This is a genomic window from Clostridioides sp. GD02367 (genome assembly GCF_045900275.1).
Lineage (GTDB): Bacteria > Bacillota > Clostridia > Peptostreptococcales > Peptostreptococcaceae > Clostridioides > Clostridioides difficile_A.
Map to the genome: position 1 here is coordinate 135,403 of NZ_JBJODK010000004.1, position 24,007 is coordinate 159,409.

The 24,007-nt window shown below is 28.7% G+C and carries 25 protein-coding genes; all 25 read left to right on the top strand.

Annotated elements, in window-relative coordinates; all coding sequences use genetic code 11:
• Nucleotides 1-21 precede the first annotated feature (21 nt).
• The 25 genes from fabF to Q3223_RS07055 all read left to right on the top strand — a co-directional run bounded on the left by fabF (nucleotide 22) and on the right by Q3223_RS07055 (nucleotide 23,998).
• A complete protein-coding gene (fabF, locus tag Q3223_RS06935; protein WP_074178858.1) occupies nucleotides 22-1,260 on the top strand; it encodes a beta-ketoacyl-ACP synthase II in 1,239 nt (412 codons plus the stop codon).
• Nucleotides 1,261-1,438: 178 nt separating this feature from the next.
• Nucleotides 1,439-3,157 carry a diguanylate cyclase gene (locus tag Q3223_RS06940; protein WP_054269695.1) on the top strand — a complete coding sequence of 573 codons (1,719 nt, stop codon included), beginning with the start codon at nucleotides 1,439-1,441 and terminating at the stop codon, nucleotides 3,155-3,157.
• A gap of 30 nt (nucleotides 3,158-3,187) precedes the next feature.
• Nucleotides 3,188-5,185, top strand: coding sequence for a sigma-54-dependent Fis family transcriptional regulator (locus Q3223_RS06945; RefSeq protein ID WP_054269696.1), 1,998 nt, complete (start codon nucleotides 3,188-3,190; stop codon nucleotides 5,183-5,185).
• Between the two features lie 358 nt (nucleotides 5,186-5,543).
• Nucleotides 5,544-5,789 carry a TIGR03905 family TSCPD domain-containing protein gene (locus Q3223_RS06950; RefSeq protein WP_054269697.1) on the top strand — a complete coding sequence of 82 codons (246 nt, stop codon included), beginning with the start codon at nucleotides 5,544-5,546 and terminating at the stop codon, nucleotides 5,787-5,789.
• A 35-nt stretch (nucleotides 5,790-5,824) separates the two neighbouring features.
• Nucleotides 5,825-6,550, top strand: a complete 726-nt coding sequence (locus tag Q3223_RS06955) for a gamma-glutamyl-gamma-aminobutyrate hydrolase family protein (RefSeq protein ID WP_074178860.1) — start codon at nucleotides 5,825-5,827, stop codon at nucleotides 6,548-6,550.
• Nucleotides 6,551-6,571: 21 nt separating this feature from the next.
• A complete protein-coding gene (locus tag Q3223_RS06960; protein ID WP_074178861.1) occupies nucleotides 6,572-7,885 on the top strand; it encodes an APC family permease in 1,314 nt (437 codons plus the stop codon).
• A 205-nt stretch (nucleotides 7,886-8,090) separates the two neighbouring features.
• A complete protein-coding gene (locus tag Q3223_RS06965; protein ID WP_054269699.1) occupies nucleotides 8,091-8,630 on the top strand; it encodes a GNAT family N-acetyltransferase in 540 nt (179 codons plus the stop codon).
• 88 nt (nucleotides 8,631-8,718) lie between these two features.
• The gene (locus Q3223_RS06970) at nucleotides 8,719-10,704 is read left to right on the top strand and encodes a fructose-1,6-bisphosphatase (RefSeq protein WP_074178862.1); all 1,986 of its coding nucleotides are present in this window, start codon (nucleotides 8,719-8,721) and stop codon (nucleotides 10,702-10,704) included.
• A gap of 220 nt (nucleotides 10,705-10,924) precedes the next feature.
• Nucleotides 10,925-11,893 (top strand): stage III sporulation protein AA, encoded by a 969-nt coding sequence (gene spoIIIAA / locus Q3223_RS06975; RefSeq protein WP_054269701.1) that lies wholly within the window; start codon nucleotides 10,925-10,927, stop codon nucleotides 11,891-11,893.
• Complete coding sequence (locus tag Q3223_RS06980) at nucleotides 11,883-12,404, top strand: stage III sporulation protein AB (RefSeq protein WP_054269702.1); 522 nt, start codon at nucleotides 11,883-11,885, stop codon at nucleotides 12,402-12,404. The genes spoIIIAA and Q3223_RS06980 overlap by 11 nt, the downstream gene beginning before the upstream one ends.
• Before the next feature lie 17 nt (nucleotides 12,405-12,421).
• Nucleotides 12,422-12,619, top strand: a complete 198-nt coding sequence (gene spoIIIAC, locus Q3223_RS06985; RefSeq protein WP_009888937.1) for a stage III sporulation protein AC — start codon at nucleotides 12,422-12,424, stop codon at nucleotides 12,617-12,619.
• 23 nt (nucleotides 12,620-12,642) lie between these two features.
• A complete protein-coding gene (spoIIIAD, locus tag Q3223_RS06990; RefSeq protein ID WP_003428424.1) occupies nucleotides 12,643-13,020 on the top strand; it encodes a stage III sporulation protein AD in 378 nt (125 codons plus the stop codon).
• 84 nt (nucleotides 13,021-13,104) lie between these two features.
• The gene (spoIIIAE, locus tag Q3223_RS06995; protein WP_054269703.1) at nucleotides 13,105-14,310 is read left to right on the top strand and encodes a stage III sporulation protein AE; all 1,206 of its coding nucleotides are present in this window, start codon (nucleotides 13,105-13,107) and stop codon (nucleotides 14,308-14,310) included.
• Nucleotides 14,311-14,364: 54 nt separating this feature from the next.
• Nucleotides 14,365-14,982, top strand: coding sequence for a stage III sporulation protein AF (locus tag Q3223_RS07000; RefSeq protein WP_054269704.1), 618 nt, complete (start codon nucleotides 14,365-14,367; stop codon nucleotides 14,980-14,982).
• 11 nt (nucleotides 14,983-14,993) lie between these two features.
• Nucleotides 14,994-15,548, top strand: a complete 555-nt coding sequence (locus Q3223_RS07005; RefSeq protein ID WP_054269705.1) for a hypothetical protein — start codon at nucleotides 14,994-14,996, stop codon at nucleotides 15,546-15,548.
• 26 nt (nucleotides 15,549-15,574) lie between these two features.
• Nucleotides 15,575-16,261: a SpoIIIAH-like family protein gene (locus tag Q3223_RS07010; protein WP_167639704.1), complete on the top strand. Its 687-nt coding sequence runs from the start codon at nucleotides 15,575-15,577 to the stop codon at nucleotides 16,259-16,261.
• A 109-nt stretch (nucleotides 16,262-16,370) separates the two neighbouring features.
• Nucleotides 16,371-16,733, top strand: coding sequence for an Asp23/Gls24 family envelope stress response protein (locus Q3223_RS07015; RefSeq protein WP_021383951.1), 363 nt, complete (start codon nucleotides 16,371-16,373; stop codon nucleotides 16,731-16,733).
• A gap of 85 nt (nucleotides 16,734-16,818) precedes the next feature.
• Nucleotides 16,819-17,325, top strand: a complete 507-nt coding sequence (gene nusB, locus Q3223_RS07020) for a transcription antitermination factor NusB (protein ID WP_227832266.1) — start codon at nucleotides 16,819-16,821, stop codon at nucleotides 17,323-17,325.
• A complete protein-coding gene (locus Q3223_RS07025) occupies nucleotides 17,309-18,379 on the top strand; it encodes an O-sialoglycoprotein endopeptidase (protein ID WP_284181772.1) in 1,071 nt (356 codons plus the stop codon). Before nusB ends, Q3223_RS07025 begins: the two co-directional genes overlap by 17 nt.
• Nucleotides 18,376-19,581, top strand: a complete 1,206-nt coding sequence (gene xseA / locus Q3223_RS07030) for an exodeoxyribonuclease VII large subunit (RefSeq protein ID WP_054269709.1) — start codon at nucleotides 18,376-18,378, stop codon at nucleotides 19,579-19,581. The genes Q3223_RS07025 and xseA overlap by 4 nt, the downstream gene beginning before the upstream one ends.
• 1 nt (nucleotide 19,582) lies before the next feature.
• Complete coding sequence (gene xseB, locus Q3223_RS07035) at nucleotides 19,583-19,798, top strand: exodeoxyribonuclease VII small subunit (RefSeq protein ID WP_003419178.1); 216 nt, start codon at nucleotides 19,583-19,585, stop codon at nucleotides 19,796-19,798.
• A 2-nt stretch (nucleotides 19,799-19,800) separates the two neighbouring features.
• Entirely contained in the window at nucleotides 19,801-20,688 is an 888-nt protein-coding gene (locus Q3223_RS07040; protein ID WP_284181773.1) for a farnesyl diphosphate synthase, read from the top strand.
• 29 nt (nucleotides 20,689-20,717) lie between these two features.
• Nucleotides 20,718-21,155, top strand: a complete 438-nt coding sequence (locus Q3223_RS07045; protein ID WP_021383959.1) for a divergent PAP2 family protein — start codon at nucleotides 20,718-20,720, stop codon at nucleotides 21,153-21,155.
• A gap of 33 nt (nucleotides 21,156-21,188) precedes the next feature.
• A complete protein-coding gene (gene dxs / locus Q3223_RS07050) occupies nucleotides 21,189-23,054 on the top strand; it encodes a 1-deoxy-D-xylulose-5-phosphate synthase (RefSeq protein ID WP_284181774.1) in 1,866 nt (621 codons plus the stop codon).
• Nucleotides 23,055-23,185: 131 nt separating this feature from the next.
• On the top strand, nucleotides 23,186-23,998 hold the full coding sequence (locus Q3223_RS07055; protein WP_243192786.1) for a TlyA family RNA methyltransferase: 813 nt from the start codon (nucleotides 23,186-23,188) through the stop codon (nucleotides 23,996-23,998).
• The last annotated feature ends 9 nt before the right edge of the window (nucleotides 23,999-24,007 follow it).

The window sequence follows — 24,007 nt, forward strand, 5'->3', positions numbered from 1 at the left end:
TTAAAAAAGTGGAGGTATCCGATGAATAAAAGAGTAGTAATAACAGGACTTGGATGTGTTACGCCGTTGGGAACGGGAAAAGATGAGTTCTGGAGCAACATAAAATCTGGAGTATCTGGTATAGATAAAATAACTAATTTCGATGCTAGCACATATCAAACTCAGATAGCAGGAGAAGTTAAGAATTTTCATCCAGAAGAATATATAAGCAAAAAAGAATTGAAGAGATTGGATAAGTTTGCTCAATTTGCAATAGTATCTGCAAAATTGGCAGTTGAAGATGCAAACCTTGATTTAGATAAAACTGATAGAGAGCGTGTTGGTGTTATAATAGGTTCTGGAATAGGTGGAGTTGAAGCAATAGAAACTCAACATAAAATTCTTTTAGAAAAAGGAAATAAAAGAGTAAGTTCACTTTTTGTACCTATGATGATAGGAAATATGGCAGCTGGTCAAGTATCAATATTTTTAGGAGCAAAAGGACCTAACACTAATGTATGTACAGCTTGTGCATCAGGAACTCATTCAATAGGTGATGCTTTTAAAGTTATACAAAGAGGCGATGCAGATATTATGGTAGCAGGAGGTTCTGAAGCTGCTGTAACAGGTCTTGCATTTGCTGGATTCTGTAATATGAAAGCTATGTCAACTAGAAATGACGACCCTAAAACTGCATCAAGACCATTTGATAAAGACAGAGATGGATTTGTAATGGGAGAAGGAGCAGGTATTGTTATCTTAGAAGACTTAGAACATGCTTTAGCAAGAGGTGCTAAAATATATGCAGAAGTAGTTGGATATGGTTTAACTGCTGATGCATATCATATGACAACTCCAGCTGAAAATGGAGAAGGAGCAGCTAGGTCTATGAATATGGCTTTGAAAGATGGAAATGTTCCATTAGAAGAAGTGGATTATATAAACGCTCATGGAACTTCAACTTATTATAATGACTTGTATGAAACTATGGCTATAAAAACTGTATTTGGGGAAAAGGCATATGATTTATGTGTATCATCAACAAAATCTATGACTGGCCATTTATTAGGAGCATCAGGTGCTATAGAAGCAGTTGTTTGTGCTATGAGTATAGAAGATAGTTTTGTACCTCCAACTATAAATTTACAAGAAGTTGGTGAAGATTTGGATTTAGATTATGTTCCAAATCAAGGTAAAGAAAAAAATGTTAGATATGTACTATCAAATTCTTTAGGATTTGGTGGACATAATGCTACAATTGTATTAAAAAAATATGTATAAATAAATCATATATATTAAATTTAAAGTCTCCTAAACTATTTTAGGGGACTTTTTTATTGAGATTTAATTCTAGCATATGTTGTAAATCATTTTGATATATTGTATTATTAGGTATTAAGAGGTTATTTATATATATGTAAGTTTCCATTCTACAATATACAGAAGGAGGACTAAAATTTTGAATTTTAGACTACCAAAGAAAAGATTACTAAAAAGTATAATTTTTATAGGTGTAATACTTATTAGTATTATTTTGTTTATAAATTACGACCAAAGTGGGCTGAAAGAAAGAGAAATTATAAATAAGGGAAAGTATATGTCTGAAAGTCTTGTGTCAGACAAGAAGTACAATGAAGCAAAAAAATTGGTTGAAAATTCTTTTGAAGCTATACCTGAAAAAAAATACAATAAAGTATATGATGAAGTGTGGAATATGTTAAAGACCATTTCATCTGTTCCAGATGGAACGAAGATAGTCATTGATTCATTAGAAAAAATGAGAATGTCAGATGAAAAGTTATCTGATGAGTGTAGATTTAATATAGAAAAAAGACTAGCATCAGTGTATATAATGGATAATAATTATTCTAAAGCAGTAGATTTAACTGTAAAGTCTATAAAATTGGCTGAGAAATTAGGGGATAATTATGAAAGAGCAAGACTAGATGTTGATTTGGCGAGCATACTTTTAAAGGTAGGTGCATATGAGAGAGCAGAGAAATTAATAAAAGATTCTTTTAAGATAGATGTTTATGAAGGTGAGAAAAATGGAATGGTTAGATTATATGCTCTTATAAATCTAGCAGAAATATATGTAGAATTAGGAGAATATGATAAAGCTATTGAAACTTGTAGTAATGTAGTGGACTATAAAAAGTTTGTAAATACAGATGATTACAATGATTTTGAGATAATGGCATCAATAATGAAGGCAAATGCATATATAGGAAAAAATGATACATCAAAGGCAAAGTCTTCTTTAGCAAGAGCTGATTCTCTTATAAAGTCTGATAAAACAGTTCATATATTAGATAAAGATATGTATTATTATATGGCAGTGGGGAATTTAGAATATAAAAGTGAAAATTATGATTCTGCATCAGATAATTATAAAAAAAGTTTAGAAATATCCACTAAAAGAAAGTTAACTCAAGAGAAAATAAAAAACTTAGAGAAAATATTAAATATATATGAAAAACAAGGAAATGTAAATGCTGTAAATAAATATCAAAAGATACTAATAAATGAATATAAAGAGAACAAAAGTATAAGAGATTCGGAGACCAGTTTCTATATAATTGATAAAGTATCAAATGAAAGTGCATTATTTGAAAAAACTAAAAAAGAAATCAAATATTATAAGATATTATTTACAGTGATTATAATTGCTATATTAGGGTCTACTTTTTTATATAATAGACTCAAATATTTTAAAGCACAAAATTTACATGATGGTCTTACGAATGTTTACAATCGAAAAAGTTTTGATATTATGTATGAAAAATACAGAGAGAAAGACAATAATTTTGCACTTGTAATGATAGATATTGACAACTTTAAACTTATAAATGATAATTATGGGCATAAATTTGGAGATATTGTTATAAAAGGTATAACGAATACTATCTCTGTTATGTTGGAACAAGAAGATAAAGTATTTAGGTATGGAGGCGAAGAGTTTTCTGTGCTGATAAGAAATAAATCTGGTGAAGAGGTAGTAAATATAATTGATAATATAAGAATTGCAATTGCCAATAAAAAATGGGGTGAAGATGTAACTGTAACTATAAGTGCAGGTGTAGCTCATATTTTTGATAGTAAAAATGTACTAGAAGAAGCTGACAAAAATTTATACAAAGCAAAACAACTTGGTAGGAATAAAGTAGTGTATAAGTAATTATATACTATATAAATAAGAGGTATAAGCATGAAACAATCAATAGCTATAGTAACTGATAAAATAACCAAATTATCATCTTTTTTAGAAGAAAATATACGTTTAGTTTTAGGCAATTACATTGATATAAATCATTATTATTTAGAAAATTTAAAAGATGATGATAAAATACAAGGTGACTTTGTGTTGGTAATGACTGACGATAGATTAAATAGTATGAGAAAACATTTGGTACAAGATAGCAAGATTATAGTGGTAAGAAGAACTCTTAAAGAAAATGAAATTTATGGATTATTTTCAATCCCAAATGGAACAGAAGTATTGGTTGTAAATGATACTAAAGAAACCACTTTAGAAACAATAAGTTTATTTTACAAGATAGGAGTAAAAAATTTAAAGTTCACTCCATACATTGAAGGAAAAATTTATAAAGACATAGATATAGCTATAACACCTGGAGTAAAAGAAAGAGTACCAAGTTATATAAATAAAGTAATTGATCTTGGGAATAGATATATTGATATATCTACTTTTATAGAAATAATAAATGGACTTAGAATTGATGTTAAGGAAATACGTAAAAACTTAATGGCTTATTCTGAACGTTTAATAAGTCTAGATAATGGAGTCAAAGATAATTATAGACAATTATTTCTAAAAATGGAAGAACAAGATGTCATATTAAACTTATCAAAAGATGGAATAATATTTACTTCAGCAGATGGTGTTATAAATACGTTTAATAAAGAAGCTTTAAAGATTTTAGGGATAAATGAAAATCCCCAAAGTAAAAACATAGAAGAAGTTATATCTAAAGATTTAAGTATTCTACTTGAAGACAAAGAAATAGTTGATGAAGTAGTATTTACAAATAAAAAATATATAAATGTAAATAAAAAAAATATATTTTCTATGGGGAATAAAGCTGGTATATATTATAATTTACAAGAGATAACATATATAAAAAAATTAGAACAAAATCTCACTAATAAATTGAGAGAACAAGGACAAATAGCCAAATACACATTTAAAGATATAAAGACTAAAAATAAAAATATGATAAAGTGTATAGAATTGGCTAAAAAAATATCTAAATCAGACCTTTCTGTATTAATAATAGGGGAAAGTGGTACTGGTAAAGAATTATTAGCTCAATCCATCCATAATACCTCTAATAGAAGCAATCAACCATTTATAGCAGTTAACTGTGCAGCGGTTCCAGATAGTTTATTAGAAAGTCAGTTGTTTGGATATGAAAAGGGTTCTTTTACAGGAGCTTTAAAAGAAGGAAAAAAGGGGCTCTTTGAACTTGCAAACAATGGGACTATATTTCTGGATGAAATAGGAGATATGCCTCCATTGTTGCAAACAAAATTACTTAGAGTACTTCAAGAGAAGCAAGTTATGCCTATAGGTTCTCATAATGTTATAAATATAGACGTTAGAATTATAGCAGCAACAAATAAAAACTTACCAAAGATGATTAGAGAAGGTAAATTTAGAGAGGATTTGTATTATAGACTGAATGTATTGCCAATAGATGTGCCATCATTAAAAAATAGAAAAGAAGATATAATAACGCTTATGAATTTCTTTTTGAAACATAATATAAGGCTTTCACCTGAAGTTGTAACTATTTTAGAAAAATATAATTGGCCAGGAAATATAAGAGAGTTACAAAATGTCGCTTCTTATGTAAGTCTAATGTGTGATAGTATGGTCTTTAAAGATGACTTACCACCATATATAAAGACAGATATTTCTAATTATGAAGATGGATTTGGTTATACAAAAAAAGAACTTGAGGATATATTAAGAGTCTTATATGAAAGAAGAGATTCAGCTTCTGGAGTTGGAAGAGGATTTATAATCGAGAAACTTACAGAGGAAGGAATTGAGATTTCTGAAAATAAAGTTAGAAAAGTGTTATCTTATTTAAGTGAGTGTGGATATATATCATCTAAATCTGGTAGATGTGGAAGTCAACTAACTCCAGAAGGTATAAATCTTTACAATAAAATGACTTAAGTATATTGATATTAAAATAAGCTATTCTGGACATAAATATTTGAATAAGTGCAAACTTTTACACTTATAAAATTTAAACTATATTATAGTAGATATATAATGTTATACATTTTAAAGGTTTTAAATTAAATATTAATAGGGTGAAAAAATAGGTTTAGATAGGTAATAGGTTATTATAAAATAACCCATTACCTATTTTTATTTTCCAAAAGATTGTATATAAGATAAACAATAAAAAATATAGTCAGCAAAAGCACTGAAAATACTAGATAAAAAATAAATATAAATAATTATAAATCTTGGCATGTATATTGCTAATTATAGAGATAAGACGACAAAATAATTGGGAGGTTTAGTTATGAAATATAAAACAACAGGGACTTGTGCTACAGAAATTGAATTTGAAGTAAAAGAAAATAAAGTTACAAATGTAAATTTTATTGGTGGATGTGATGGAAATTTAAAAGGACTAAAAATATTAGTTGAAGGTATGAATATAGAAGATGTAATTAAAAAATTAAAAGGAATTGAATGTAAGACAAAACCAACATCTTGTCCAGATCAACTTTCTCTAGCATTGGAAAATTATATAAATATAAAATAAATACACAAAACAATCGATTAGTTAGGAGCTTGATTATGAAACCAATAATAGGGATTTTAGGAAATTTAATAATAATGGAGAATGGAATGTTTCCAGGTCTTGAAAGGTCATATGTAAATAATGATTACATAAATGCTGTACTAAAAGGTGGAGGTAGTCCAGTTATAATTCCAGTAAATACAGATAAAGAAGTTATAAAAAAACAGATTGAGATGGTTGATGGAGTTTTAATATCTGGAGGTTGGGATGTTAATCCTCAATTATATGGAGAAGAAACAAGAGAAGAAACCACATTTATATATCCAGAAGTGGATGAGTTTGATTTAATAGCTATAAGTATAGCATTAGAACTTAAAAAACCTATATTAGGTATATGTAGGGGGCTACAAATATTAAATGTAAGTTTAGGAGGAACTTTATATCAAGATAATAATCTTATAGAAGGAAGTTATATAAAACATACACAATCTGCAAAGAGATATGTAGCTACTCATAAAGTAGATGTTAAAGAAGGTAGTATTTTAGAAGGAATCTTAGGAAAACAATTACTTACAAATAGCTATCATCATCAAAGTGTTAATGAGCTTGGAAAAGGATTAAAAGCCATAGCCTATTCAAAAGATGGTATAATAGAAGCTATTCAGAAAGAGGATGAAAATTTTGTAGTAGGAGTACAGTGGCATCCAGAAATGATGGTAGAGTACTGTAACAAGATGGAAAAATTGTTTGAATATTTTATAAATATTTGTTCAAATTTATAATATACCTTGGGGGGATTGAACATGAACGAAAAGAATAAAATGGGATTAATAAGTATTATACTTTTAGGTATTAACGCAGTTGTAGGAGCTGGAGTTTTCCTATTACCAGGAGATGCAATGAAATCATTTGGTGTAGCAAGTATATTTGTATATATGTTTGATATGTTATTGGTTTTATCAATGGCATTCTGTTTTGCTGAGGTGGCAGGTAAATTTAATAAAAATGGTGCAGCCTATGTATATACTAAAGAAGCTTTTGGAGATTTTTGTGGCTTTGAAGTAGGTCTTATGAAATGGGTAATAGGATGTATATCTTGGGGAGCATTAATAGTAGGTTTTCCTACATCATTGTCAGCAGTATGGGCTCCAGCAGGCGACCCTCATATACAGAAAATTATAATTGTAGCTATGATAGTTGGTCTTACAATTATAAACTTATTAGGTGTATCTTTATCAAAAATTGTACAGAATGTTATAACTGTAGGTAAACTAATTCCATTAATATTATTTATAGGAATAGGTATATTCTTCATAAAAGGAGTTAATTTTACTACTTCAACAATGGTACCTCCAGGAGCTGGGGTAACAGAATTTGGGGCAGCAGCACTTTTAATGTTTTATTCATTTACAGGATTTGAATCTATAGCAGTTGCAGCAGAAGATATGGAGAACCCTAAAAAGAATATACCAATAGCAATTATAAGTGTAATAGTAATTGCATCAATAATATACATATTAAATCAAGTTGTATGTGTTGGTATACTAGGAGATTCATTATCTAGTACATCTACACCAGTCGCAGATGCTGCAAGAATATGTTTTGGAAATATGGGTGCGGGATTGGTAACTTTTGGTACACTGGTTTCTGTGGGAGGAATTTGTATGTGTGGTGCTTTCGTAAATCCAAGAAGTTGTGTAGCTTTGGCTGATGATAAAATGCTACCTAGAATATTTGCAAGAAAAGATAAAAAAGGTACACCATATGTAGCAATAATAGCCACTATGATAATTACTATACCAATAGCTTTATCTGGAAGTTTTGCTGAATTAGCAGCAATAAGTGCAGTTGCTAGATTTATACAGTATATACCAACATCTTTATCAGTATTAGTATTTAGAAAGAAAAGACCAGAATTAGTAGGTACTTTTAAAACTCCATTTGGAGCAGTGATTCCTTTAATTGCAGTATGCGTTGGGACTTGGCTGTTATTCCAGGCATCTATGCATCAATTAATTATGGGATTAGGAGCATTGGCAATTGGAGTACCATTATATTTTATAATGAAGTCTTATAACAGAAAAATTTATGGAGAAGAATTAAAGAAAATAGTTTAATTGTATTATAAAATTTAATTGAAATAAAGTTGGATATTGGCAGAAAATTAAATATATATAAATATGTATAAGGTTATATTAAAATATTATTGATTTTTTATTTTAGTATAACCTTGTATTGTTATTAATACATGAAAAATATTGTAATAGGCTAAAAACAATAGTATTATGTTTATAGATAAAAAACTTGTTAGGAGGTAAATTTATGCCAACAATAACTTTAAAAAATGGTGTGGACATACTTATTAGAGAGGCAGTAAAAGAAGATGCTCAAAACATTATAGATTTTTATAATGAAGTAGGAGGGGAAACTCATTTTCTCTCATTTGGAAAAGATGAATACAAAGTATCATTAGAAGAACAAGAAAAAGCTATAGAAGCAGCAAAAGCATCTGATAATTCAGTAAAACTGATTGCATTTATAGATAGTGAGATAGTTGGTATTGCGACAATTGATTCTAATCAAAAAGCAAAAGGAAAGCATGTTGGAGTATTAGGAATTGTTGTAAAAGAAAAATATTGGGGAATTGGATTGGGAAAAAGACTGATGTTAGACCTTATAGAATGGTGTAAATCAAATGGAATAACTAAGAAAATAACTCTTGTTACTAATGAAGAAAATCATAGTGCTATAGGATTATACAAAAAGGTTGGATTTGAAGTAGAGAGTATATTAAAGAAAGAATGTTATTATAATGGTGTTTATACAGATTTAGTAGGAATGTCACTTTTATTAGGAATATAATTAGTGTACATTTTATCTCGAAAAAAGTATATTAAGTATGGTATAATTAAAAAAGAATATAACTTAATATAATTTTGGAGGACGAATTATGAAAAATCTGTGTAAAATATCAGATGATTATTTAAACAGCAAACTGAAGTATTTAAAGTTATTATCAAAACAATATCCAAGTATATCAAAAGCAAGTACAGAAATAATAAATTTAGAGGCTATATTAAATCTTCCAAAGGGAACAGAACATTTTATAACAGATGTACATGGCGAATATGAGCCATTTGTGCACGTATTAAAAAATGGTTCTGGTGTAATAAAGAGAAAAATAGAAGAATTGTTTTCAAATACAATAAGAGATAGTGAGAAAAAGATGTTGGCAACTCTTGTATATTATCCTGAACAAAAGTTAGACCTAATAATTAAGCAAGAGGAAAATATAGATGATTTTTATAGAATAAATATTTATAGACTTATAGAACTTTGTAAGTATGCTTCTAGCAAATATACTAGGTCCAAAGTTAGAAAACTTTTGCCAGAAAATTTTAAATACATAATAGAAGAAGTTTTACATGAGCATGTCAAAAGTGAACATAAAGAAGAGTACTATAAAAGTATAGTTGAAACAATAGTCAACATAGGGATAGCAAAAGAATTTATAATTGCTATTTCTACAGTCATACAAAAATTAGTTGTTGATAGATTGCATGTAATAGGAGATATTTACGATAGAGGTCCAAGACCAGATATAATTGTCGACAAGCTTATTGAACATCATTGTGTAGATATTCAATGGGGAAATCATGATATATTATGGATGGGGGCAGCATCAGGTGAAAAAACTTGTATAGCAAATGCTCTTAGAATATCAGCTAGATATGCTAATTTAGACATTGTAGAAGACATATATGGAATAAATCTATTACCTCTAGCAACTTTTGCTATAGATACATATAAGGATGACCCTTGTAAAGAATTTATTCCAAAGATTAATGACCAAAGTGTAACAATAACAGAAAAGTCGTTGATGGCTAAGATGCACAAAGCAATAAGTATAATCCAATTTAAGCTTGAAGGTGAAGTTATAAGAAGAAGACCTGAATTTGAGATGGAACATAGACTTTTGCTTAATATGATAAACTATGATGAAGGTACAATTACTTTAAATGGAAAGACATATAAATTAAAAGATACTTATCTGCCTACAATAGACAAAAAAGACCCATACAAATTAACAATAGAAGAAAAAAATGTTATTGATAAATTGGTATCCTCATTTAGAGGTAGTGAAAAATTACAAAAACACGTTTCGTTTTTATTTTCTAAAGGAAGCATATATTTAAAGGCAAACTTAAATTTACTGATTCATGGATGTGTACCATTAAATGAAGATGGAAGTTTTATGTCTATGAATATAATGGGAAAAGAGTATAAAGGTAAGGCTCTTATGGATAAAATGGAATCTCTAGCAAGAGAAGGGTTTTTCTTTAAGGATAAGGCAGAAGAAAAGTTATATGGTATGGATATTATGTGGTATTTGTGGACTGGAAAATGTTCATCATTATTTGGCAAAGATGATATGACAACATTTGAAAGATACTTTATAGCAGAAAAAGAGACTCATAAAGAAAATAAGAACCCTTATTTTAAGCTTAGAGAAAATGAAATGGCTTGTAAAAGAATATTTGAGGAATTTGATTTAGAACTTAATGAATCACATATAATAAATGGTCATGTACCTGTAGAAAGTAAAAATGGAGAGAGTCCAATAAAAGCTAATGGTAAAATTCTTGTTATAGATGGTGGTTTTTCTAGAGCGTATCAAAAAACGACTGGTATAGCTGGATACACTTTGATATATAATTCTAGAACTCTACAATTAGTATCACATGAACCATTTAATTCTGCTGAGGAAGCTATTGCAAATGAAAGCGATATTTTATCGACAACTGTTGTAGTAGAGCATAAGGCAAAGAGAAAAATGGTGAGAGATACCGATGAAGGAGTAAAAATACAAGAAGAAATAGAAGATTTAAAGCTACTTTTAATGGCTTATAAAAAAGGACTAATAAAAGAAATGTAATTATTATAGAGACACTTCATATTTGAAGTGTCTTTTTTATTGAGTAATATCTTATAAAGATTAATAATAGTAGTTTAATAGAGTCTATGTATTAAGTGAATCCAAAAGAAATGGAGTCATTTTTTTATTGATAAATATTATTTTAAAAAATATATATGTTTTGGTAATATTCCTTGTCCTTTATAAATAGAATTATATAAACAAAGGAGGAGGACAAGAAATGAATAAACTTTCTGATGAAATAATAAACTCTCTTTCTACAACTATAAGAGAAAAGGTAGAAAAAATCTCAAACAATAATCTAAATATAGAAGAAATTAGGTTACGCTCACAAAAACCATTGATACTAAATGCAAACTCTAAGGATTATTTTTATAATCAAAAAACTATGACACTCGATTTAAATCAACAAGACTCATATGTAGTGACAAGAGAAGATGTAGAGCAAACTTTTCAAATAATATGTAAATACTCAATACATTCATTTATGGATGATATAAAAAAAGGATTTATAACTTTGAGAGGAGGGCATAGAGTAGGGTTAGTTGGGAAAGCAATAGTAGAAGATGGACAAGTCAAAAATATAAAGCATATATCGTCTTTAAATATAAGAGTATCAAGAGAAATCATTGGATGCTCAAATAAGATTTTAAGTCATATCATAAATGGAAAAAATCAGATTAATAATACTCTGATAATATCGCCACCTCAATGTGGAAAAACAACTTTAATAAGAGATATAGTAAGGAATTTAAGTAATGGTAATGAGGATTATGGGTTTAAAGGCTTAAAAGTAGCTCTAGTGGATGAGCGTAATGAGATAGCAGGTGCTTATCTAGGAGTTCCACAAATGGATGTTGGGATAAGGACTGATATAATAGAAACTTGCCCAAAAGACTTGGGGATTACGATGCTTTTAAGGTCTATGTCGCCAAATGTTATTGTGACAGATGAGATTGGAAGTGAAAAAGAGATAAAGGCATTATATACAGCATTAAATGGAGGGATAGGACTAATAACTACTGTACATGGAGATTCGATAGAGGATATACAAAATAGAAAAGAATTAAATAGGCTTCTAGATAAAGAATTATTTAAAAAAGTTATAATTCTTTCTGCAAAAAGAGGTGCTGGAACAATTGAAAAAATTTATGATTTAGAAGAAAAGAGATGGTATTTTGCAAATTAAGATAATTATTATAGCTCTTTTAATAGGAAGTAGTTATTTGATAGGTGAACACATCTACAAGACTTATACTCGTAGACATAAACAATTAAATGATTTAATAAGAGTTTTAGAAATATTAAGGATGGATTTATCTTTCGGACTTTATACATTGGAAGAGATTTTTAAGAGGATAGGTGGTAATAAAGAGTTTTGTTTTTGGAAGTTTTTTCTTCAAGTATCAGAAGAGCTTCACAATGAACAAGGCAAAACTTTAGAAATGATAATATTAGAAAATCTTGATGTTTTAAACAAAGAGACTTATCTAGGTAATAAAGAAATTGAGGAGTTAAAAAATCTAATACTTACTTTAGGTAAAAGTGACATAGAGTCACAACAAAGAATGATAGATTTATCTATAGAAAATTTAAAAAAACAGACTTATGAGACAAAAGATGACATAAACAAAAAAGGTGTATTGTATAAAAAATTAGTCACATTTATAGGCATAGGTATATGTATTATATTGATTTAAATATGGGGAGGTTTATTATGGAGATATCATTGATATTAAAGGTTGCAGGCGTTGGGATTCTAATATCAGTATTGAATATGATATTGGAAAAAACAGATAGAAAAGATTGGGCAGGTCTTACTACATTGGCAGGTGTGATAATCGTATTGGGAATGGTAATAACAGAAATAAGTGATTTATTTAATACTGTAAGAACAATGTTTCAACTTTACTAAAGGGAGGGAATAATTTGGAAATAATGCAATTAATAGGAATTGCAATCATTTCAACTACACTCTGTTTAGTAATTAAAAAAGATAGACCAGAAATAGCAAATTTCATAGCTATAATAACTGGAGTAATAATACTATTATCAGTTATGTTTAAGCTGAACTTTATAGTAGATAGCATACAAGATTTAGCCAATAAAGCTAATATCCCAACCATGTACATATCATTAATAATAAAATTAATTGGGATAGCATATTTAATGGAATTTGCAATACAACTTTGCAAAGATTGTGGGGAAGGAAACATTGCTTCTAAGTTAGAGTTTGGAGGAAAAATAATAGTGATGTCAATGTCTTTCCCTATACTTCTATCCATTGTAGAAATGGTAGTGAACATAATTCCATAGTTGTGTATCTTAAGATAACTATAGGTATATTAAAGAGATTTCGTTGTATTGAGGTTTATAGAGTGAAGAGAGGCATGGTTGCTTATGAAAAAAAGATTTTTACCAATGATTATAGGTTTTGTATTTACTTTCTTTTTTATAAATATCTTTGCTATTATGATATTCGCCAATGAAGTACCAAGTAGTGAAGATAAGGAATATGGTGAAACAAAAAATAGCATAGATAAATATATAGATGGGCAGTTAGACAAGCTAGATATAAATGAAATACAAGACTATATAAATAAGGAAATAGTTATTAATGATGTTAATTTAAAATCGTTTGTAAAAGATTTAATTAGTGGCAAAAAAAATATCTTAGATTTATTTAATAAAGATGGATTGAAGATATTGATGTTTGACGAATTTAAAGCAAGTTTAAAGGTAGTAGCAGTGATTTTAGTACTGGCTTTATTATCATCAATTTTAAAAAGCTTAGAAAACTCTTTTTCATCAGGTGCAGTAAGTCAAATCGCAACATATATAATATTTATCACAATGGTATCACTCACACTTGTTGGATTTAAGGATGTATTACAGATTTGCTATGATGCAATAGACCATACTGTAGGTCTCATGCAAGTTATAATGCCAATATTAATAACATTTTTACTTTTAATTGGATTTCCAATAACATCTACTACTTTGAATCCTATCTTTATAGGAGGAGTAACATTTATAAACGTATTTTTCAAGAACTTTTTATTTGTATCAATTACTGTTGCATTTGGTATTTTAATAATAAACAATTTATCAAAAAATATAAGGTTAAAACGATTTTTCTCCTTTGTAAAGCAAATAAATTATGTTTCTATTGGGGCGATGTTTACCGTTTATTTAGGACTTGTATCTATACAAGGATTGTATGTAACTAGTTTTGATAAATTCAGTGTCAAGACTGCTAAGTTTGCTATAGGTAATTTTATTCCTGTTGTTGGAGGATTTGTATCTGATTCTGTGGATATTTTATTATCTTCATCTCAGCTTATAAAAAATATATTTGGAGGAATAGGGCTTATCTTACTTGTTGGAATTTGTTTACTTCCAGTTATAAAAATTTTATCAGTAATAGTAGTGTACAAGTTAGCTGCAATAATTGTAGAGCCAGTTGGAGAAGATGGAATATCTAATTTTTTAAATGAAGTTGCAAATCTAATGATAATAATGCTAGCATCAGTAATTGCCATAACAATAATGTTCTTTGTAACTGTGGCTATCTTGACATCGATAAGTGTCGTAAGTCAAGGATAATATATATCAATATAAAATTGCATCGAATTTAAAGTTTGTAGAGAGGGGGAAGCTATGTTAGAGGGCATAAAGGCATGGATTGTTAGTGTTTTAATAGGAGCATTTATAGTAAATATAGTAGATATGATTTTACCAAGTTCTAAGATAAAACCTTATGTCAACTTAGTTTTAAACTTTATGTTTGTATTTATTGTAATAACTCCAGTAGTAGGATTTTTTTCAAAAGATATGAGCTTAGAAGATAGAATCTTGAAGTCTATGGGTAACTACAACAAACAATATGTAGATAGTACAAATGCTTTAGCAAAAGAAACTGGAAACAATAGTTTATCTAAAGGATATGAGGATGGTTTAAAAGAAGTGCTTAAATTGAAACTTGATGAGTATGGTTACGATTTAGAAGATATAGAGCTTAACGGAGCAAATATAAATAATATAAAAATAAAAGAAAAAAATGATAGTACAAAAAGTAATGGCAATATTGATGAAGAAAATAAAAATAATAGTACTAAAGAGGATGAAGAAAACATAAACTCTAATGACAAAGAAAATTCTAAACAAGTTTTTAAAAAAGGTACAGAATATGAACTGAACCTAAATGAAAACAAATTAAAAAATGACTTAATAAAGGTGCTTGATGTTTCTATAGAAGATATACAAATTGATAAATAGGAGTTGGGAGAATGTTGAAAAACTTAAATGACAAAGATAAGAGAAAGGTATATTCACTAATAACTATAGCTGGAATCTGTGTGGTGTCATTAGTCTTATTGTCTTGTTTTCCTAGTAGCAAGAGCGATAAACAAGTTGGAAAAACAGAGGCTAACAAAAATACTGAAAAACAAGTTACTAAAGAACAAGAAAAAGATGATTTGGAATCAAAGTTAACAACAATACTATCTAAAATTGATGGTGCAGGGGATGTTGATGTAATGGTTACATTTGAATCAAGTGAAGAAATACAACCTGCTTTTAATTCAAATCAAACAACAGAGACAACAGAGGAAAAAGATGCACAAGGAGGAGAAAGAACAGTTACGACTTCTAGTGAAAATAAAACAATGATAACTTCAAATTCAAGTGACCCTGTAGTTATAAAAACTACAGAGCCAAAGATAAAGGGAGTGATAGTAGTAGCAAGTGGAGCTAATGACCCAAGTGTGAAAGAAACACTTTATAGTGCAGTACAAACATCATTACAAGTAGCTGGACATCAAGTAGAAATATATTCTAAATAAATACATATAACCGGGGGGATAAATGAATGAAGTTTAATTATAAGGGAAGAGGATTTGTAATAATAACTTTAACTGCAATGTTGGTTGTAGTAGGAACAGTAAATTATCAATTGAGTAAGAAATCTTTATTAGAAACATCAAAAGAGTTTAAGGCATATGAAGAAGCTCAATTACAGAAAAATACTGATGATAGTGATAGTAGTAAAACAGAGGATTCTAGTAATATGAATAAACAAGATGCAAAAGAAAGTGCTGATATAGAAATAGTTGATAGTAAAGCTAGTAAAGTAAAAGAAAAGGTAACTGAAACAAGTAAAGAAATAAAAGAACAACTATCATCTGAGAAAAACATGAAAAAAGCATCTTATATTTTAGATATGAAAATGAATAGAGAAAAGCAAAGAAATGAACTAGTTCAAGATTTAAATGAAATGATAAATAATCCATCTACAACAGAAGAATCTAGAAAAGAAGCTTCTAATATGAAATTAAATATAGTTAAAATTCAAGAAAAAGAACTTCAAATAGAAAATCTCTTGAGTACAAAAGGATATGAAGAAGCATTAGTTTATATAAGTGATAGTAAAGTCAATGTAGTGGTAAATGAAGCTAAATTAGATAAGAAAGATGCAGCAAAAATATTTGACTTAGTTGCAGAACAAGCTAATGTAAAGTATGAAAATATTAAACTTACAAATAATAATAAAAAGTAAAAAATAAACCTCAGAATTAACTGAGGTTATTTTCTTGCAAAGTAGACTTGTATTTGGTATTATTATACTTATAAAAATAGTTCCTTAAAATCAGGAGGTAAGTTTTAATATGGAAGATAATAAGTTTGGACAAGTAAAAATATCTAATGATGTAATAGCTACAATAGCTGGTCTAGCAGCATTAGAAGTTGAAGGCATAGAAACTACAGCAACATTAACAGATAAGTTGTTAAAAAATAATGGAGTAAAAATACAAATAGAAGAAGAGGATGTTAATTTAGATGTAATGGTTATGATAAAATATGGGATGTCAATACCAGATACAGCTTTTAAAGTTCAAGAAAATGTAAAAAATACTGTTGAGACAATGACAGGACTGAAGGTTTCTCAAGTAAATATACACATTCAAGGAATCAGCTTTAAGAAAGATAAAGTTGATAAAGAAGAAGCAAAAGCAACTAAGAAAAATTAATATTAGCCCTCTGAAAAGTCAGAGGGTTTTTTGTTGGCATTTGATTTTTATATAGATAATTAAACTTAAAGGAGAATTTTGATTGATGAAAAAAGATAGGGCACAAAAGAGTACAACAAGAGAATATATAATGAAACTTATATACCAGATAAATATTAATAAGGAAGATTTTGAAACTTTAGATGATAAAGTAGATATTTTTTTAAATGATAATTCAGAACATATTATAAATAGATATGAAGAGCTTGCACTTCAGTATTCAAATAATGCAAATTTAAAGCTAGAAGATACTAAGCTTGAAGATGTTATAGACAGAAACTATATAAGCAGAGTATGCAAAGCACTAAAAGAAAATCATGATAAGATAGATGAGTTAATAAACAAGCATGCTAAAAACTGGACAGTAGATAGAATGCCAAAGGTAGATGTGTCTATACTTAGATTATCTGTATGTGAAATAGCTTATTTGGACACTCCTAATAAAGTGTCAATAAATGAAGCTGTAGAGCTTGCAAAGATATATTGTGATGATAAGTCTCCTAAATTTATAAATGGTATATTGGGAAGTGTTGTTGATGAAATCGGTAAATAATATAATAATTGGAATTGATACTAGCTGCTATACTACTTCTATAGCAGCTATCTCTTTAGATAAGAAAATTATCTTTAATGAGAAAATAATGCTAGAAGTAAGAGAAAATACAAAAGGACTAAGACAAAGTGAAGCTGTATTCCAGCATGTAAATAATTTAGGGCTTTTAAGTGATAGAGTAAAGTCATTTAAAGATAAGTTTAATATAGAAGGTGTCTGTTCAACTATAAGACCTAGACCAGTTGAAAACTCATATATGCCTGTATTTAATGTAGGATATAATTTTGGAAAGTTATTATCAAGTATATATGGTTGTAGATTTTATGAGACTACTCATCAAGAAAATCACATTGAAGCAAGTTTATTAAATAGTAAGTTAAAAAATAATAATAGATTTATTTCTGTTCATATGTCTGGTGGCACTACAGAGATACTTTTAATAAACAAAATGGATGATAATTATAATATATTGGATAGTAGCTTAGGTGCAATTACCAGAATAAGTAATAAAAAAGATGATAAAAGTAAGCTATACAATAATTTTGGATATAATATAGATATAATTGGAGGAAGTAAAGATATTAGCTTTGGTCAACTTATAGATAGAGTAGGAGTTAAGTTGGGGTATAAGTTTCCTTCAGGAAAATATTTAGATGAAAATGCTTTAAATTGTAACTTTAAAATAGAAAGTGGTCTGAAAACTTCTGTGAGAGATGGATATATGAATTTATCTGGATTAGAGAATCAGGTAAACAAGATTATAAAAGATAATAAAGATAATACTAATCAAAAAGAATATGTATCTAAATTAGTATTAGATTCAGTAGTTAGAAATATGTTTAAATCTTTAGTTTATTTATGTGAAACTTATAATGTAGATGAAGTAGTTTTTGCAGGTGGAGTTTCTGCAAGTAGGTATATTCTTAAAGAATTAAGTCTAAAATTAAGAAAAAAACATATAGAAGCTCATTTTACAGAACCACAATATTCAACTGATAATGCTGTTGGGTGTGCTATAATAGGATTGAATAACTTTTTAGGAGAAAGAGTATGAAACTAAGAGCTTTAGATATAAGTGAAGCAAACTCATATATTAAAAGAATTTTAATAAACGACCCAATACTTTCTAATCTTAAGGTTAAAGGAGAGATTTCCAATTTTAAGGTTCATAGTAGTGGGAATGTATATTTATCACTTAAAGATGAAACATCAAAGTTAAACTGTGTAATTTTTAAAAGTAATTTTAATCGTAATCTAAAATTAGACAATGGTGTGAAAGTTATAGCTAGTGGATACATATCGGTCTACGAAAGAGATGGTGCGTATCAATTATATATTAATGAAATTGAAATAGAGGGAATAGGGAATTTACACATAGAATTTAATAGATTAAAAGAAAAACTTGCTAAAGAAGGTTTATTTGACTCTAAATACAAGATACCTATACCTAAAATGCCAAACTCAATTGGAGTTATAACATCTCCAACAGGTGCTGTTATAAGAGATATAATAAATGTTATAAAAAGAAGATACCCTAAAATTAATATAAAGCTTTATCCAGTAACGGTTCAAGGAGATAAATCAGCAGAAGAAATATGTGAAGCAATCAGATTTTTTAATCATATGAAGAATGTTGATACACTTATAATTGGTAGAGGCGGGGGTTCAATAGAAGAGCTTTGGTCTTTTAATGATGAAATGGTAGCAAGAGAGGTTTTTAATTCTCAGATTCCAATAATATCAGCAGTTGGGCATGAAACTGATTTTACTATTTGTGACTTTGTATCTGATATGAGAGCACCAACACCATCCGCAGCAGCAGAGATTGCTACTCCATCGTTAGATGATATAAATTACAAACTTGGAAATATAAAAAGTAGAATGAGTAAGTCTCTTACAAATCAAATTGAGCTAGACCAATACAGGTTAGAATCAGCATTTAACAAGATAAATAACTATTTAGATTCTTATACAATAAAAGATAAAGTTATACAATTAGATAAAATATATGATAAAATAATTTTTGGAATAGAAAATAATTTGAAATTGGAAGATGAGAAACTAATAAAGATTGGAGCATTACTTCATAATTTAAGTCCATTAGCTACTATGGATAGAGGTTATAGCATAGCCCAAAAAGATGGAAAAGTAATAAACAGTATAAAAGGATTGAAAACAAAAGATAACATAGAGATAGTCTTAAAAGATGGAAATTTGGAATGTATGATAGATAAAATTGAAAATAAAGAGGTATAGTATGAATTTAACTTATGAAGAAGCTTATAAAAGATTAGAGAGTATATTAAATGAACTAGAATCTAAAAATGCTAGCTTAGATGAATCTTTAAGCTTGTATGAAGAAGGTATAAGCCTTTACAAACATTGTAATAAGCTTTTAGATGATGCTAAATTGAAAATAAGTAAATTTAATCAATTAGGAATAGAAGAAGATTTTAAAATTGAGGAGGAATAAAATTGGAATTTAAACAATGTCTGAAAGAAAAAGCAAGTTTTATAGAAAATGTACTTAAAGAATATATGCCTAAAGAAGAAGGGTATCAAAAAACGGTTATTGAAGCTATGAACTACAGTTTAAGTGCTGGGGGCAAGAGATTAAGACCAATACTTACATTAGAAGCTTGTAAAGTAGTTGGAGGTAATGAAGAAGAAGCTATTCCTTTTGCTATGGCCATTGAAATGATACATACATATTCACTAATACATGATGATTTACCAGCTCTTGATAATGATGACTTAAGAAGAGGTAGACCAACAAATCATAAAGTATATGGAGAAGCTATGGGTATTTTGGCAGGCGATGCTTTATTGAATTATGCTTTTGAAGTTATGCTTTCAGGTTCAATCAATAAAAAAAATCCAGAAAAGTATTTAAAAGCTATAAATGAAATTGCTAAAGGTGCTGGTATATATGGCATGATAGGTGGTCAGGTAGTAGATGTAGAAAGTGAAAATAAACAAATTGAAAAAGAAAAATTAGATTATATACATATGAATAAAACTGCAGCAATGATGGTGGGTTGTATGAGAGCAGGAGCTACTATCGGTGGAGCAAATTCAGAACAGATGGAAGAAATAACTAAATATGCAAAAAATATCGGATTATCATTCCAGATAGTAGATGATATACTAGATATAGTGGGAGATGAAGCTAAATTAGGTAAGAAAGTTGGAAGTGATATAGAAAATCACAAGTCAACATACCCATCACTTTTAGGTTTAGATAAATCTAAAGAAATTGCATATAATTTGATTGATGAAGCAAAGAAAAGTATAGAAAAATTATCTGACGATGTAGATTTTTTAAAGGGATTGGCTGAATATATAATAGATAGGGAATACTAAAATATACAGCTAAAATCGAGGAGGGAAAAATGGACTTTTTTTCGGAGATTTTTAACAATGGGGCTTTGGGAATAAGTCTGATTGCTTGTTTCTTAGCACAATTTATAAAAATATTTACTGGCAAGGAAAAAAGAATTGAGTTATCAAGAATACTTATTTCAGGAGGTATGCCTAGTTCCCATAGTTCTTTTGTTACAAGTTTAGCTACAGTGGTAGGTATTGAAAAAGGGTTTAATTCTACTGATTTTGCTATAATTACTGTGCTTGCCCTGATTATAATGTATGACGCAGCAGGTGTTAGACGGGCTGTAGGTAAGCAAGCTATCATATTAAATCAAATAGTAGCGGATATACAGCATGGAAAGCATATAGAGCAGAAGAAATTAAAAGAATTAATAGGTCACACACCACTAGAAGTTTGGTTTGGAGCTTTACTTGGAATAGTAACAGCTTTAATATTGATGTAAATTTAAAATTTACAAAATAAAGGTGAGGATAATATGTATAAATATTTAGATAAAGTAAATTCTCCAAAGGATATAAAAAATATGAGCATAGAAGAAATGGATTTACTTGCAAAAGATATAAGAAAATTTTTAGTAAAATCTGTTTCTAAGACAGGCGGGCACTTAGCTTCTAATTTAGGAGTAGTTGAGCTAACATTAGCACTTCATAAAGTGTTTGACAGTCCTAAAGATAAAATCGTATGGGATGTAGGACATCAATCTTATGTTCATAAAATAGTTACTGGAAGAAAAGATTATTTTGTATCTTTAAGACAATTTAATGGACTAAGTGGTTTTCCAAAGGAGAGTGAAAGTCCTCATGATATTTTTGACACAGGACATAGTAGTACATCTATTTCTGTAGCTACAGGTATTGCCTGTGCTAGAGACATAAAAAAAGAAAACTATAGTGTTATATCTGTAATTGGAGATGGTTCTATAACTGGAGGTATGGCACTTGAAGCTTTAAATCAATTAGGATATATCAATACCAATATGATAGTAATTCTTAATGATAATGAAATGTCCATAGATAAAAATGTTGGTGGAATGTCTAAATATCTGTCAAGTATTATAAGAAACTCAACAGTTGAAAAAATGACAGATGAAGTTGATAAAATTTTAAATGTTACACAAACAGGTGAGATTTTATCTAAGACTGCACATAGATTTAAAGATAAGTTAATGTATAGCTTTTCGCCTCAAGATTGTTCATTTTTTGATTCATTAGGTATAAAATATTATGGTCCTATAGATGGTCATAATACTAAAGAATTAATAGATACATTGAGAAAGGCTAAACATAAAAAAGGGCCTGTACTTTTACATGTAATTACGAAAAAAGGAAAAGGGTACAGATTTGCAGAGGAGCAACCTGATAAATATCATGGAGTATCAAAGTTTGATATAAAGACAGGAGTAACATCTTCAAAAGTTAAGTCTATGTCAGTTAGTGTTGGAGAAAAACTGGTTGATATGGCTAGTAATAATGAAGATATAGTAGCAATAACGGCTGCAATGCCATCTGGTACTGGGTTAAATTTATTTGAAAGTGTATACCCAAAAAGATATTATGATGTTGGTATAGCTGAACAACACGCAACAGGGTTTGCAGCAGGTCTTGCAAAAAGTGGGATGAAACCTTACTTTGCTGTATATTCATCGTTTTTGCAAAGAGCATACGACCAAATTATTCATGATGTATGTATAACTAAAAAGCCAGTTACTTTTCTTATAGATAGAGCTGGACTAGTTGGAAATGATGGAGAAACTCATCATGGTATGTTTGATTTAAGTTACTTGAATTCTATTCCAAATATTGTAGTAATGGCACCAAAAGATATAAGAGAGATGGAACTTATGATGGATTTATCATTAAAGCTAGACTATCCATCAGCAATTAGATATCCAAGAGGAAATAGCTATTACTTGGACAAGGGAGAATATAAAGAACTTGTATTAGGAAAGTATGAAGTATTAGATGATGGACAAGATACAGTTATACTTTCTATTGGAAGTATGGTGAAACATGCTTTAGGAGCTAAAGAACTATTGTTGAAGGAAGGAATAAATCCAACAATAGTTAATGCTAGATTCTTAAAGCCAATGGATGAAGATATGTTGAATATTTTATTAAAGAATCACAAAAATGTAGTTACAATAGAAGATAACATTGTAACTGGAGGGTTTGGAAGTAGAATAAACAAGTTTATTATAGATAATGATTATAAGGTAAATATACTTAATATAGCAATACCAGAAGAATTTATAAAGCATGGTAATGCAGATGAATTATATGATTTTGTAGGACTATCACCAAAGGGTATTGCTGATAAAATAAAAAAGTTAGTTATTAAATAAAAAATTAATGAAAATATTATAAATTAAGACTGATATAAAATATAAAATTTATCAATTAAATAAATATCAGGTGTGTTACTTTAAGCTACTTTAGTTATTATTAAAGTAGCTTTTAACAGAAAGGTAATTTTATGAAAAAGAGAATAGATTTATTGTTAGTAGAACAAGGTCATTTTGAAAGTAGAGAAAGAGCTAAAAAAGCAATAATGGCTGGTCTAGTTTTTGTTGATAATCAAAGATGTGATAAGGCTGGTACAGAAGTAAAAGAGGACTGTAATATAGAAGTAAAAGGAAATCCAATACCGTACGTTAGTAGAGGTGGTTTAAAGCTTGAAAAAGCTATGAAAAACTTTGATTTAACTATTGATGGAAAGGTATGTATGGATATAGGTGCATCTACAGGTGGTTTTACAGATTGTATGTTAAAAAATGGAGCAATAAAAGTATTTTCTATAGATGTTGGTTATGGGCAACTTGCTTGGAAATTAAGACAAGATGATAGAGTTGTGTGTATGGAGAGAACAAATATAAGAAATGTGACAATAGAAAATACAAAGCAGTTTGCAGATTTCGCATCAATTGATGTGTCTTTTATATCATTAAAACTAGTACTTCCAAAAGCTAAGGAGTTAGTACGTCATGACGGAGAAATTGTCGCTTTAATTAAACCACAATTTGAGGCAGGAAGAGAAAAAGTAGGTAAAAAAGGTGTAGTTAGAGAAAAATCGACACATATAGAAGTCATAAAAATGATTTCTGACTTTTCTGTTGGAAATGGATTTGAAATTTTAGGATTAGACTTTTCTCCAATTAAAGGGCCAGAAGGAAATATAGAGTATCTAATTCATCTGAGAAATGGAAATGAAGGTTATGAGTTTGATAGTAACACATACGATAATAAAATAGTGGAAGTCGTTGAGGCTTCACATAATTTAGACAAATAGGCTAAAAGG